The following is a 12,275-nucleotide window of genomic DNA, read 5'->3' on the forward strand; positions in this document are numbered from 1 at the left end:
TTGTTCAATCAGGGATTGTGTTGGGTCGCTTGGTTACCGCGTATGACCTCAATGCCGGAGCGCCGGAATTCGCTGGCACCCCCGGCCTGGGCGAGTCTTTTCGGCGCGCCGAGCATGGCCAGTTGAGTGAACTGGTACAGCTCGCGATTGGCGCTTTGCAGTTTGGCGAAGGCCTCGTTGTCCCCGGCCCAGTACTGGCTCAGCAATTGTTCATCGGCACTGCGCACCGCCAGGCGCAAGGCGCCGACGCTGGTGGCCAGCATCAAGCGGCTCATCAACTGTTGCGGCACCGCCAGCACCACCGTCCGCGGTGGACTTGCCTGACGTTGTGCCTGGCGGGCTTTTTCTTCATCGGTGGTGGGCGGCGCAACGGCGGGCTTGCCATCGTTGGTGGGGCCCAGGTTATCGCCCACACTGAGCAGGCGCAGGGCCGGCACGATGATCTGCGAGGTGGGCTCCGGATTAGTGCCTTCCGGGCGCAGGAACAGCAGCACATCCACATAATCCCCAGGGCTCAACTGGCCTGCGGCACCGATGACTTCATCGACGGCCACCGCCAGGGCGCGTTCGTCAGGGCGGATCATGCGGGCCAGTGGGCCACCGGCATTGAAGCTGGAATCGTCCAGCCAAGTGCCAGCGCTCAGGGCTCTCAAGGGCGTGCGGCCGATGGCCTGGTCGAGGCTGGTCAAGCTGCCGGCCGGTGCGGTGCGCAGCTTTTCCAGGGTCAGGTCGGTGGCGGTGAGCGCCACATAGGGCGGCACATCATGGGCCAGCACCACCACCGATTGGCGGGTCTGGTCTTCAACGGCGGCGACGGTTTTTTCTATGGAAACGCCAGAGGGCGATGGCTCTGCAGTTGGCTCAGGCGGACGGCTAAGTACCAGCCCCCAATAGCCTGCAAACAGCGCACCGATTAATAACAACCCGGCCAGGATCATGCTGACACGACTGTTCATGAAGGCTCTCCCTATCCTGTTGCACTATGGGCCCGTTTTTCCTAACGAGTTGATTTCGCAACCAGGCAGCTATGAACATCTAACGATTTCGCTATTTGACGGTAGCCGAGCTAAGACAAAATGCCATTAGCCACCACGATTTATTTTGGAACCCTCGCGCATTGCCTTAAACGCACAGGGTTATGGCGCCAGAATGGCGGCTAATACTTTGTGATTAATCCGTTCTTACAGTTGTTGAGGTGGGTTTTGTTGACAATGCTCTAGTGGCACGCGGCAATCACCGTGCAGCACTGCGATATCAGCGCAAGCAAGCGCAAAGGAGAAGTCATATGTTCCTTACCTTCATGATGAAACTCTACGTTCAACTCCAACTGTTCTTTCATCGCAAAGAGGGGGCGACGGCGATTGAGTACGTGATTCTTGTCGCGGTTATTGCGCTGGTCGTGCTGGCGGCCGGGCAACTGCTTGGGCCTCAGATCGCGGACATGTTCGAAAGAATCGGGGATGCCTTGACCTGATTGGCAATAGAGCCTTGAGCAAGCCCATCAGTGATTGTCTTGGAAGGTATTGCTCATGAACGCTGTTGATGCGAACCGCCAGCAGATCCTGTTGGTGGATGACGAAGAAGATGCCCTCGTTGAACTGGCGGAATCGCTGGGAGACGAGGGCTTCGTTTGTTTCTGCGCCAACTCCGTCACGGACGCATTGCAGGAACTGACACTGCATCCTGATATTGCGCTGGTCATTACCGACCTGCGCATGCCTGAAGAAAGCGGCATTTCCCTGATCAAGCGCTTGCGTGAGCACACCTCACGCCAGCACTTGCCCGTGATTGTTATGTCCGGTCATGCCGAAATGGATGATGTCAGTGACATGTTGCGGTTGCAGGTCCTGGACCTGTTTCGCAAACCGATCTATCTGGTTCGGTTGATCGACACTCTGAACAATCTGTTTCCCCGGGCGTAGGGAACAGTTGGCCTGTCCGTAGCGCCCAGCTGAGGAGATGCCCTATGTTGCTTGCCCTGCTGCTGAGGATGTATGCGTGGTCGATGCTGTTCTGGCGCCGGCGGGACGGTGCGACGGCTATCGAGTATGTGATTTTGATTGTGGTGATTGCGTTGGTGGTGTTGGCGGCTGGGAGGTTGCTGGGGCCGCAGATTGAGGCGTTTTTTGGCAAGGTGGGGGATGCGTTGACCTGAGTGCGATGGCCATAGGTATCTACACTGGGTTTGTGTACATATCCGTTGCTGCGGTCACGGCCACTTAGGGTTCCGCCCTTACGGCGGCTCACTTTGGAGAAGCGCCAAAGTAAGCAAAACGCTCTTGCCCCACCACTCGGTGCCTCGCCTAGGCTCGGCATGCCCGCAGTCAGGCATTGCTCCGTGGGCCCGCCGCGATCGGCCATCCCTGGCCGTGTCGCGGCTACCCCGGCATCCATGCCGGGGTGCCCACTGCGCAATACCTGCCTGCGGCCATCGTGGTTTAACGGGGCGCCTGAGATCAAGATCAAAAGCCAGATCAAAAGCAGAGCCACAGCAACAGCCAGATCAAAAGCAGAGCTACGGCAACCGCAGAGTCAGAGCGCGAAGCTGTGTTCCCTGTGGGAGCTGGCTTGTCGGGTCGCCGCATCGCCGGCAAGCCGGTTCCTATAGCTGATAGCTAAAACTCAATGTATAGCGCGGCCGCCGGTTAAAGCTATCCATTGCCATATCGGACATCGGCTTGGCCGCCTCCAGCGCGATGTTGTAGTACTTGGCATCGCCAAAGCGCACGCCAACGGCGGCGGATGACATGTCGCTGTCCTTGACCGGCAGGTTGTTGAACCAGGCCTTGGCGCGGTCGAGCACGACGTAGGGCTGCACGATTCTTACCCAGTCGCCGGCGCGGTTGTAGCTGTAGTTCACCTCGTAGGCCACCCCCCAACCCTTGTCGCCCGAGCCCTGGTCATCCGGGTAGCCTCGGCCGAAATTTTGCCCACCGAACACCGCACGTTCGCTGTCGGGCAAGGTGTCGTCGCTCCAGTACAGCGCTGCCGAGAGCACGCCTTGCCAGTTGTCGAAGAACTTGTCGCTCTGCACCCCGGACAGGCGCAGGCGGAAGAAGTCCAGGTCCGACTTTATCCCCTCAAGGTCACTGCGCGTGTGGGCTCCCAGTCCGTCGATGCCCTGGTACAGGCCGGCGCTTAGGATGCGCAGTTGGCGATTGTCGGCCTTGCGCCAATCCCCTTCAAAGGCCAGCGCACGCAAGTCGGTTTCTACGTCAAAGCGTTGCGGGTAACCCACCAGTTGATAGCGAGTCCTGTCGTTCACCCCGTAGAAGCGGGTGCCGAGGGTCAGGGACTCGCTGGGCGAGGCGATCAATGGGTGGCTCAGGCCGATGGAGAAGCGGTCGTTCTCGCGGTGTGGCTTGAGCGAGAAGCCGCCGTTCAGGCGGATATGGGTGCTCGGATCGCTGCGATAGCGCGCGCCATACAAGCTCAGTTGTGTGCCTTCGGCGTTGATGAATTGGCTGTAGTCGAGCCGGTAGTAATGCTCTTTGTCTTCACCCGGCGGGAACAGGCCGCTGAGGCTCACTTGTTCGCCCATTGCCGTGTGGGAATTGCTGGTGCCGGCGATCAAGGCTTGTAGGCCGCCACGGCTGTCGTCGGTCATGTTCATGCTGCTGGTAAAGGGTTTGCGGCTGGCCTGGATGTTCATGTGCGCGGCACCATCGGTGGTGCCCGGTGGCGGTACTTGCGCTTGCAGCGTGACGCCCGGAATGCGCCCCATCAAGGTGGTATAGCGCTCAAAGGTCTTGCGGGTCAGCGGGCGTTCGGCCTGGAGTTTTTGCGCCAGTTTGTCGACGTAGGCCGAGACCGAACCAATGTCGCCTTGTACCTGGTAGTCCTTGATATAGCCCTCGACCAGCACCACGCGCACCAGGCCCTGTTCGAAACGCTGGTCGGGCAGGAAGGCGTAGGACAACAAGTAGCCATCCTGCTGGTAGCGGCGAGTGATGCTGCGGGTCGCTTCGATCAGTTGCGCGAGGTTGGTTTCACGGCCAATCAACGGCTCGAACACCTGTGCAACGTCCTTGAGCGGGTACACCGTGCCGCCTTCGATCTGCAGCTTGCGGATGGTGACTTTGGTGTCCATCAGCAGCGGTTGCGCTTGTGCGGCCGGGGTCTCGGGTAGCTGGGTCTGCGGCGTCACCGGGCGGTAGGCGTCGGCCGGCAGGTTGGGGACCGGGAGATTGCGAATGGTGTCGTTGCTGTTGAGGAAGCTGGGTAGGGTCTCGGCGTGGACGTAGGCGCTGAGGGTGAGCAATAACAACGGGGTCAAGGCGCGCATAGGACACTCCATGGTCAAAACTGCAGCGGCATTTCGCAGGTTCCCACCGGGCTCTTGGACGCGGTTGGGAGTCCAATAAAAAAGACGAGAGACCCATTGGAATCTCTCGTCTCAACCAAGCGTAGGCGCTGTAGGGGAGGCCGTCTAATGGGCCAGGTGCAATTTTTCTATTGACCGGTCAGGCCCTTGAGCAGGCCGCCTACGCCGGTGTTTGCAGTGGCCGATCCAGACGCCGTGGCGTTGGCGTTGATGTTCAGGCCGCCGAGCAGGCCACCGCCACTGCCGCTGGTGCCGCCGGTGACCAGACCACCCACTGAGGAGACCGCTCCACCGACTGCGTTGACGGTCTGGCCCACGGTGTTGGTGATCGGGTTGGCATTGGCTGCGGTGATGTTGCCACCGAGGCCGCTGGTTGCGCCGCCCACTTGAGTCACCAGGCCATTAACCGGTGCACCGATGCCGGTAGAGGTGCCGATGTTTTGGGTCAGGCTGCTGACCCCCGAAGTCACAGGGTTCAGCGCCGCGCCCACATTGTTCGCAAGACCTGCGACCGGTGCGGTTGCCGCCGTGTTGGCGACGCCGTTGCCACCGATCACTGTGCCGAGCGAAGCCACCGTGTTGCCCAATGCGCCACCTGCCACACCGCCCGCACTGACGGTACCGTTGGTGTTGCCCGCATTCAGGCCGTTACCGACGTTGGCCACCAGGCCGCCCACCAGTTCAGGCAGACCGGAGGCTGGGGCGCTGCCACTGCCGGTTCCGGCAGACGGTGCGACATAACCACCTGCAGTGCCTGCTACCGCACCGACACCGCCGAGTACCGTGCCCAGGGCACCGGTCACCGGGTTGCCTGTGCCACCTGCGCCTGCCACCTGGGTGCCGAGGCCGGTGGCGGTAGAGCCGACTTTATCCAGCAGGCCGTTGACCGGGTTGCCCAGGCCAGTGGCTTTGCCCAGATTGCCCGTGGTGTTTTCCACCAGCGAGACCACAGGCACCAGCACTTTGCCGCCCAGGGTGTTGGTGACCGATCCCAGGGGACCGGTGGTGCTGGCAGTGCTCAAGGTATCGCCGAGCATGGTGACCGCCTGGCCGACTTTATCCACCAGGCCACCGGCGGCCCCACCGACGCCGCCAGTAAGGCCGCCGACTACTGGGATACCGCCCAAGGTGGTCGACAGGGTTTTACCGGTGTTCGAAACCCCGGTGCCCAGGTCGGCGACGCCGTTGGCCACGCCGGCCACGGTAACGCCCAGGGAGTTGCTGTTAGTGCCCAGGGAACCCAGGCCATCGCCGACGCCAGTGCCGATGCTGCCGACCGCGGTGCCCACGCTGGTCACCAGGCCACCTGCCGTAGTGCCGACTACTGGAACACCGCCAACGGTTGTGCCGATGCCACCAATGGCTGTGCCGACATTGCCGAGCGTGTCGCCCAGGTTGGCTGCAATCTGCCCAGTGACCAAGGGGCTGGTGGTCGAGCCTGTGCCGCCGCCAGTGCCACCGCCGGTACCGCCGCCAGTGCCGCCGCCAGTGCCACCGCCGGTACCGCCACCAGTGCCGCCGCCGGTACCGCCACCAGTGCCACCGCCGGTACCGCCACCAGTGCCGCCGCCGGTACCGCCACCAGTGCCGCCGCCGGTACCGCCACCAGTGCCGCCACCGTCACCACCACCTGTACCACCGTCGGTACCGGCATCCGGGGAGGAGGATGCGACGCTGCTCTTATGGCCGCCACCACCACTGCTGCAGCCTCCCAGGCTCATCGCCAGAATAAGGGCCAATGCAGTACTTGCCTTCCACAACACGACTTGAGTTTTCATGATGAGTTCCTTAGCACCTGGTACAGCCTTTGTTGGTTTCGCTAGTTCGCCCGTTCTTCAGCGAGCAATACATGCGTCCGTTGTGGCTATAACAGTCCCCGGTACTCTTTATCGCAATGCTCAACTTGGTATTAACGATTTATATACAGGCAGACTTACTCGTCCTGATGATTAATGCCAAAGGTATATAAGGCGGTTTTTTATTTGTGGTTATGTGTTCTAGATCAATAAGTTAAATAAGTTAGCGGGCTACCAATGGCCCGCTATAACTTAGGGTGTATATATACAATTAATCAGCAAATTACCCCGCTTTCAGGCAATCGGCTGCCACTTCCCGAGCATATGTTCGATGTCGCCATTGCCCTTGAGTTGCAACTCGCCGCTGGAGCCAGAGGCACTGCTTAACAAGATGACCTGTCCAGGCAGCCGCACAGGTTTCTTGAACTCAACGTAGATCTCGATATTCGCCGCCGGCAGATGTTCATGCAGGGCGGCGACGGTGCGTGCCTTGTTCCACAGCCCGTGGGCGATCGCCTGGGGGAAGCCGAACAGCTTGGCAGTGAGGGCGCTCAAGTGGATCGGGTTGTAGTCGCCGGATACCCGGGCGTACCGCCGACCGATGTCGGACGGCGCCTGCCAGCGGGTCAGTTCGCTGACGGTATTGGGTGTTGGCAGGGATTGCTCCGGCGTCTCCCCCTCGAGTTTCACCCCACGACAGAGCATTCGACTTTCGCCTTCCCACAGCAATCCCAGGGAATCCTCGACGGTGGTGATCAAGTCAAAGGTCGCACCCTTGGCATGGGGTTGCAGGTTGCGCGTATGCACACTGACCCGCACCTCGCTGACCCCGCCCATGGGGCGGAATACGCGGATACGGTTGCTCAGATGCACCAGCCCCAACAGTGGGAAAGGAAATTCCCGGGCTGTCAGCAACTGCAACTGCAGGCCGAACGCCAGGATGTGCGGATAGGTCGCCGGCAGCATTGGGCTGTCGGCAAACCCGCAGACCTTGCGATAGGCCGCCACTGCCTCGGGATTGACCTGCACCCGGCAGTGCAGCCCAAAGTCGGGCAGGGTGGTGCCGGTGATTTTGCGCTTGAGTGCGGCGCGCCAGTACAACGGTGGCAGCGCCGGGCTGCTGGGTAATGTGTGCCACAGCATCGTTATGCTCCCAGCAGGCTTTGCCCGCACACCCGCAACGCCTGACCACTGACCGCCCCCGAGCCTGGCTGGCCTAGCCAGGCCACTGCTTCTGCAACGTCCTGCGGCAGGCCGCCCTGGCCCAGGGAGCTCATGCGTCGCCCGGCTTCACGCAAGGCGAAGGGAATATGCGCAGTCATCTGGGTCTCGATAAAGCCCGGTGCCACCGCGTTGATGCTGATGCCGCGTTGCGCCAGCAACGGCGCCCAGGCTTGGGCCAGGCCGATCAGCCCGGCCTTGCTCGCGGCGTAGTTGGTTTGCCCGCGATTGCCAGCGATGCCGCTGATGGACGCGAGCAATACCACGCGGCCATTGTCGTGCAGGGTGCCGCTGTCGAGCAGGGCCTTGGTCAACACTTGCGGGGCGTTGAGATTGACCGCCAGCACCGCGTCCCAGTATTCCGGGGTCATATTGGCTAGGGTCTTGTCGCGGGTGATGCCAGCGTTGTGCACCACAATGTCGATGCCGTCCGGCAATTGCTCGATCAATTGCGTGGCCGCGTCATCGGCGCAGATATCCAGGGCAATGCCACGCCCGCCCAACCGTGCGGCGAGGGCGTCGAGATCGGCCTTGGCTTGCGGCACATCCAGCAACACAATTTCGGCACCGTCGCGCGCCAGGGTTTCGGCAATCGACGCGCCGATGCCACGGGCAGCTCCGGTCACCAGGGCCTTGCGCCCGGCCAGCGGGCGCGTCCAGTCGTGCACCTGGGTCGGGCAGGCGCTGAGGCGTAGCACTTGGCCGCTGATATAGGCACTTTTCGGCGAGAGGAAAAACCGCAGCGCACCTTCCAACTGATCCTCGGCGCCTTCTGCGACATACAGCAGTTGCAGGGTGCCGCCGTTGCGCAGCTCCTTGGCCAGGGACCGGCTGAAGCCTTCGAGGGCGCGCTGGGCGCTGGCGGCAAACGGCTCGTCGAGGCTTTCCGGGGCGCGGCCGAGAATCACCAGGTGTGCGCTGTGGTCGAGATTTTTCAGCAGCGGCTGAAAGAATTCGCGCAGTTGCTTGAGTTGGTCGGTGTGCTGCAAGTGGCTGGCGTCGAACAGCACCGCCTTGAGCTTGGGACCATGCCCGGGAATCCACGGCGTGGCCTGCAGCGGTTCGGGGCCGTAGCTGTAGATGGCCTCGGTGAGTTTATTGGCAAACCCGTGTACCTGGGCCGCGAGCGGGCCGCCGCCCAACAGCAGGGCGCCGTCCACCGGGCGCAGGCGCCCGGCTTGCCAGCGCTCCAGGCGTACCGGGGACGGCAGGCCAATGGCCGAGACCAGGCGGTGGCCGAGGCTTGAGTTGGCGAAGTCGATATAACGGTCAGACATGGAACGCTCTCCGGCTGCTGGGGTTCAAAGGGTGGACCATCAATCGGTGACAGTCGTTCCTAGTCTAGGCTCAGGATTGCACCTACCACCTTCAGGGAGCTTTACATGACTCAGTTGCGCCGCGTCGCGATCATTGGCGGTAATCGTATCCCCTTCGCTCGTTCCAATGGCCCCTACGCCACAGCGAGCAACCAGGCCATGTTGACCGCCGCCCTGGAAGGTTTGATCGAGCGCTACAACCTGCACGGCCTGCGCATGGGCGAGGTAGCCGCAGGTGCAGTGCTCAAGCACTCGCGGGATTTCAACCTGACCCGCGAATGCGTGCTGGGCTCGCGCCTGTCGCCACAAACCCCGGCCTATGACATTCAACAGGCCTGTGGCACCGGGCTGGAAGCGGCGCTGCTGGTGGCCAACAAGATTGCCCTGGGGCAGATCGAATGCGGGATTGCCGGCGGCGTCGACACCACCTCCGACGCGCCCATTGGCGTCAATGAGGGGTTGCGCAAGATCCTGCTGCAAGCCAACCGCAGCAAATCCATGGCGGATAAATTAAAAGTCCTGTTACAACTTCGTCCGCAACACCTCAAGCCGGAACTGCCGCGCAATGGCGAGCCGCGTACCGGCCTGTCCATGGGCCAGCACTGCGAGTTGATGGCGCAGACCTGGCAGATTCCCCGCGCCGAACAGGACCAACTGGCCCTGGAAAGCCACCAGAAGATGGCCGCGTCCTACGCCGAGGGCTGGCACAACGATTTGCTCACACCGTTTCTCGGCCTGACCCGCGACAATAACCTGCGCCCGGACCTGACCCTGGAAAAACTCGCCAGCCTCAAACCGGCTTTTGAACGCAGCGAAAAGGGTACCCTCACCGCCGGCAACTCCACCCCCCTGACCGATGGCGCGTCCCTGGTGTTGTTGGGCAGCGAAGCCTGGGCCAAGGAGCGTGGCCTACCGATCCTCGCCTACCTGCGCGATGGCGAGGCGGCGGCGGTGGATTTCGTCAACGGCGCCGAAGGGCTGTTGATGGCGCCGGTGTATGCCGTGCCACGCCTGCTGGCGAGAAATGGCCTGACACTGCAGGATTTTGATTACTACGAAATTCACGAGGCCTTCGCCGCCCAGGTGTTGTGCACACTCAAGGCCTGGGAAGATGCCGATTACTGCAAGACCCTCCTGGGCCTGGACGCGCCGTTGGGCGCCATCGACCGCAGCCGCCTTAACGTCAAGGGCAGCTCCCTGGCGGCCGGGCACCCGTTTGCCGCCACCGGTGGGCGTATCGTCGCCAACTTGGCCAAGCTGCTGGATGCGGCGGGCAAGGGGCGCGGGCTGATCTCGATCTGCGCGGCGGGCGGGCAGGGTGTGACAGCGATCATTGAGCGCTGATCTCGGCTATCATCCGAACGCCTTGGGCAATAACGGCTTTGTCGGATTAATCTGGCATATTGGATGCATTCTTTAGCAGATCAAAGCTCGTTACCCTCTCCCCGCTGTGCGAGGATTGCCGTATAACGAGTGCCATACGCGTGTTTGGTAATAAAGGACCCACAATAAAAGCTGATGAAGACTCCTAAACGCATTGAACCCCTGATCGAGGACGGTCTGGTCGACGAAGTGCTGCGCCCACTTATGAGTGGTAAAGAAGCAGCTGTTTATGTGGTGCGCTGCGGCAACGAGTTACGTTGCGCCAAGGTTTACAAGGAGGCGAATAAACGAAGTTTTCGTCAGGCGGCCGAATACCAGGAAGGCCGCAAGGTCCGCAACAGCCGACAGGCCCGGGCCATGGCCAAGGGCTCCAAGTTCGGCAAGAAAGAAACCGAAGACGCGTGGCAGAACGCCGAAGTAGCGGCGCTGTTTCGCCTGGCCGGTGCGGGCGTTCGTGTGCCCCAGCCCTACGACTTCCTCGAAGGCGTGTTGCTGATGGAGCTGGTGGCCGATGAATACGGTGACGCGGCGCCACGTCTGAACGACGTGGTCCTGGAACCGGATCAGGCCCGTGAATATCACGCCTTCCTGATCTCGCAGATCGTGCTGATGCTGTGTACCGGCCTGGTGCACGGTGACCTTTCGGAGTTCAACGTGCTGTTGACGCCGACCGGCCCCGTCATTATCGACCTGCCGCAAGCGGTGGATGCGGCGGGTAACAACCACGCATTCACCATGCTGGAGCGGGACGTGGGCAACATGGCTTCGTATTTCGGGCGCTTTGCCCCGGAATTGAAGACCACCAAGTACGCCAAGGAAATGTGGGCGCTGTACGAAGCCGGCACCTTGCACCCGGCCAGCGTGCTGACCGGCGAGTTCGACGAGCCGGAAGAGTTGGCGGATGTGGGCGGCGTGATGCGCGAGATCGAAGCGGCACGGCTCGACGAAGAGCGGCGCCAGGCGATCCGTGCGGCGGATGATGCGCCACCGGGCAAACCGGCGGAAGAACCGCCACCGCCTTGGATGCAGTGATCTTCAGGTCACTGGCAATGTAAATGTGGGAGCTGGCTCCCACATTGGGTTTTGTGGGCGGTCAGTGATACCCCGTCACTTGCAACAACCGCCCGCTGCCAACTCCTTGAGAATCGGGCAGTCCGGCCGGTGATCGCCCTGGCAGTGCTCCATCAGGTCCTGCAATGTATCGCGCAGCTGCCCCAACTCGCGGATCTTGTGGTTCAACTCTTCGATATGCTGGCGAGCCAACGCCTTGACGTCGGCACTGGCCCGTTGCCGGTCCTGCCACAGTTCCAGCAACTTGCCGACCTCCTCCAGGGAAAACCCCAGATCCCTCGAACGCTTGATGAATGCCAGGGTGTGCAGGTCGTCGTGGCCATATAGGCGATAGCCGCTGTCGCTGCGATTGGCCGGTTTAAGCAGGTTGATGGATTCGTAATAGCGAATCATCTTGGCGCTCAAGCCGCTTTGCCGGGCTGCCAGACCGATGTTCATGGGCGGTGATCCTCCAGATCCTTGGGTTTCCAGGTTTCAACAGCAGCGCATTGCTCACCATGTCCGCGCTGGACAGGGTCCGTAGCAGGTCGAGCAGGCCGAACCAGTTGGACACAACAGCCCCGAATGGATGCTGCCCAATTTTGCGCAGATCTCGCGGCCGGCGGTTGCGCTTTGCGGCAGTCTTCCGGGAAATGTTAGCTGTAGGATCAACCTTGACCTTAGGGGAAGGTCAAGCTCCATTGTTTGGCTGCCGTAGATTAATAGCCCAGCTTTGCCGCCTTGAGGTACATGCCGTCCGCACCCTGGGCAATGCGCAGTTTGCGCACATCGCCTGCCTTCAACTCGATGTGTTGTGCCTTGGGCGCCAGCAATCCTGGCAGGCAGCCTGGGGCTTGGCCTGGCAGTAGCTTGAGGCGCAGCGAGACCGGGCCTGCGGGGAAGTTGAACGAGGTGGATTGCTCCTGGAACAGCCGCCCGGCCAACTGGTCATTGACGTACAGGCCAATCTCGCAATTGGTGGGGACTTCCAGGCGCTCCCTGGAAATGATCAGCACCGCATAATCCTCGGCCGCGCTGGCCTGGGGGGCGGCGGCGAACAGGCTCAACAGGCTCACAAGGCCAAAAAGCGACCAGCGCATGGTGAATTCTCCGGGTTTCAAATCGTGGATGGTTGCAGCTTGGCCGACGCCGCCAGGGAATACCAGCCCGGCTGTTGTTTTCGGC

The 12,275-nt window shown here is 61.5% G+C and carries 12 protein-coding genes; 5 read left to right on the forward strand and 7 right to left on the reverse strand.

What is annotated here, in order from left to right:
* Positions 1-8: 8 nt before the first annotated feature.
* The gene (cpaB, locus tag HU773_RS03950) at positions 9-956 is read right to left on the reverse strand and encodes a Flp pilus assembly protein CpaB (RefSeq protein WP_057958233.1); all 948 of its coding nucleotides are present in this window, start codon (positions 954-956) and stop codon (positions 9-11) included.
* Positions 957-1,285: 329 nt separating this feature from the next.
* Here cpaB and HU773_RS03955 point away from each other — a divergent pair, with 329 nt between their 5' ends.
* The 3 genes from HU773_RS03955 to HU773_RS03965 are packed head-to-tail and all read left to right on the forward strand — an operon-like array spanning position 1,286 to position 2,155.
* Positions 1,286-1,474: a Flp family type IVb pilin gene (locus tag HU773_RS03955; protein ID WP_057958234.1), complete on the forward strand. Its 189-nt coding sequence runs from the start codon at positions 1,286-1,288 to the stop codon at positions 1,472-1,474.
* A gap of 55 nt (positions 1,475-1,529) precedes the next feature.
* Entirely contained in the window at positions 1,530-1,922 is a 393-nt protein-coding gene (locus HU773_RS03960; protein ID WP_186625831.1) for a response regulator, read from the forward strand.
* A gap of 44 nt (positions 1,923-1,966) precedes the next feature.
* Positions 1,967-2,155 carry a Flp family type IVb pilin gene (locus HU773_RS03965; protein WP_128593916.1) on the forward strand — a complete coding sequence of 63 codons (189 nt, stop codon included), beginning with the start codon at positions 1,967-1,969 and terminating at the stop codon, positions 2,153-2,155.
* Positions 2,156-2,602: 447 nt separating this feature from the next.
* Here the strand turns inward: HU773_RS03965 and HU773_RS03970 are convergent, their stop codons facing one another.
* From HU773_RS03970 to HU773_RS03985, 4 genes are all read right to left on the reverse strand, one after another.
* On the reverse strand, positions 2,603-4,285 hold the full coding sequence (locus tag HU773_RS03970; protein WP_057958237.1) for a ShlB/FhaC/HecB family hemolysin secretion/activation protein: 1,683 nt from the start codon (positions 4,283-4,285) through the stop codon (positions 2,603-2,605).
* 167 nt (positions 4,286-4,452) lie between these two features.
* Positions 4,453-6,102 carry a collagen-like triple helix repeat-containing protein gene (locus HU773_RS03975; protein WP_186626262.1) on the reverse strand — a complete coding sequence of 550 codons (1,650 nt, stop codon included), beginning with the start codon at positions 6,100-6,102 and terminating at the stop codon, positions 4,453-4,455.
* A gap of 312 nt (positions 6,103-6,414) precedes the next feature.
* Positions 6,415-7,263 (reverse strand): MaoC family dehydratase, encoded by an 849-nt coding sequence (locus HU773_RS03980; protein WP_057958238.1) that lies wholly within the window; start codon positions 7,261-7,263, stop codon positions 6,415-6,417.
* Between the two features lie 2 nt (positions 7,264-7,265).
* Positions 7,266-8,618 carry a 3-oxoacyl-ACP reductase gene (locus tag HU773_RS03985; RefSeq protein WP_186626261.1) on the reverse strand — a complete coding sequence of 451 codons (1,353 nt, stop codon included), beginning with the start codon at positions 8,616-8,618 and terminating at the stop codon, positions 7,266-7,268.
* 105 nt (positions 8,619-8,723) lie between these two features.
* Here HU773_RS03985 and HU773_RS03990 point away from each other — a divergent pair, with 105 nt between their 5' ends.
* Both HU773_RS03990 and HU773_RS03995 read left to right on the forward strand, forming a co-directional pair.
* Complete coding sequence (locus tag HU773_RS03990; RefSeq protein WP_186626260.1) at positions 8,724-10,001, forward strand: acetyl-CoA C-acetyltransferase; 1,278 nt, start codon at positions 8,724-8,726, stop codon at positions 9,999-10,001.
* A 174-nt stretch (positions 10,002-10,175) separates the two neighbouring features.
* Positions 10,176-11,072 carry a PA4780 family RIO1-like protein kinase gene (locus HU773_RS03995; protein WP_029297573.1) on the forward strand — a complete coding sequence of 299 codons (897 nt, stop codon included), beginning with the start codon at positions 10,176-10,178 and terminating at the stop codon, positions 11,070-11,072.
* Between the two features lie 75 nt (positions 11,073-11,147).
* Here the strand turns inward: HU773_RS03995 and cueR are convergent, their stop codons facing one another.
* The gene (gene cueR / locus HU773_RS04000; RefSeq protein WP_057437636.1) at positions 11,148-11,549 is read right to left on the reverse strand and encodes a Cu(I)-responsive transcriptional regulator; all 402 of its coding nucleotides are present in this window, start codon (positions 11,547-11,549) and stop codon (positions 11,148-11,150) included.
* A 260-nt stretch (positions 11,550-11,809) separates the two neighbouring features.
* Positions 11,810-12,190, reverse strand: coding sequence for a hypothetical protein (locus tag HU773_RS04005; RefSeq protein ID WP_057437637.1), 381 nt, complete (start codon positions 12,188-12,190; stop codon positions 11,810-11,812).
* Between the last annotated feature and the right edge of the window lie 85 nt (positions 12,191-12,275).

The organism is Pseudomonas shahriarae (assembly GCF_014268455.2).
Taxonomy (GTDB): Bacteria; Pseudomonadota; Gammaproteobacteria; order Pseudomonadales; family Pseudomonadaceae; genus Aquipseudomonas; species Aquipseudomonas shahriarae.

Excerpts from the sequence above, each read along its gene's own strand:
- HU773_RS03970 (WP_057958237.1), bottom strand. The coding sequence starts at position 4,285 with ATGCGCGCCTTGACCCCGTTGTTATTGCTCACCCTCAGCGCCTACGTC.
- HU773_RS03980 (WP_057958238.1), bottom strand. The coding sequence starts at position 7,263 with ATGCTGTGGCACACATTACCCAGCAGCCCGGCGCTGCCACCGTTGTAC.
- HU773_RS03990 (WP_186626260.1), top strand. The coding sequence starts at position 8,724 with ATGACTCAGTTGCGCCGCGTCGCGATCATTGGCGGTAATCGTATCCCC.
- HU773_RS03955 (WP_057958234.1), top strand. The coding sequence starts at position 1,286 with ATGTTCCTTACCTTCATGATGAAACTCTACGTTCAACTCCAACTGTTC.
- HU773_RS03975 (WP_186626262.1), bottom strand. The coding sequence starts at position 6,102 with ATGAAAACTCAAGTCGTGTTGTGGAAGGCAAGTACTGCATTGGCCCTT.
- cueR (WP_057437636.1), bottom strand. The coding sequence starts at position 11,549 with ATGAACATCGGTCTGGCAGCCCGGCAAAGCGGCTTGAGCGCCAAGATG.
- cpaB (WP_057958233.1), bottom strand. The coding sequence starts at position 956 with ATGAACAGTCGTGTCAGCATGATCCTGGCCGGGTTGTTATTAATCGGT.
- HU773_RS03960 (WP_186625831.1), top strand. The coding sequence starts at position 1,530 with ATGAACGCTGTTGATGCGAACCGCCAGCAGATCCTGTTGGTGGATGAC.
- HU773_RS04005 (WP_057437637.1), bottom strand. The coding sequence starts at position 12,190 with ATGCGCTGGTCGCTTTTTGGCCTTGTGAGCCTGTTGAGCCTGTTCGCC.
- HU773_RS03995 (WP_029297573.1), top strand. The coding sequence starts at position 10,176 with ATGAAGACTCCTAAACGCATTGAACCCCTGATCGAGGACGGTCTGGTC.
- HU773_RS03985 (WP_186626261.1), bottom strand. The coding sequence starts at position 8,618 with ATGTCTGACCGTTATATCGACTTCGCCAACTCAAGCCTCGGCCACCGC.
- HU773_RS03965 (WP_128593916.1), top strand. The coding sequence starts at position 1,967 with ATGTTGCTTGCCCTGCTGCTGAGGATGTATGCGTGGTCGATGCTGTTC.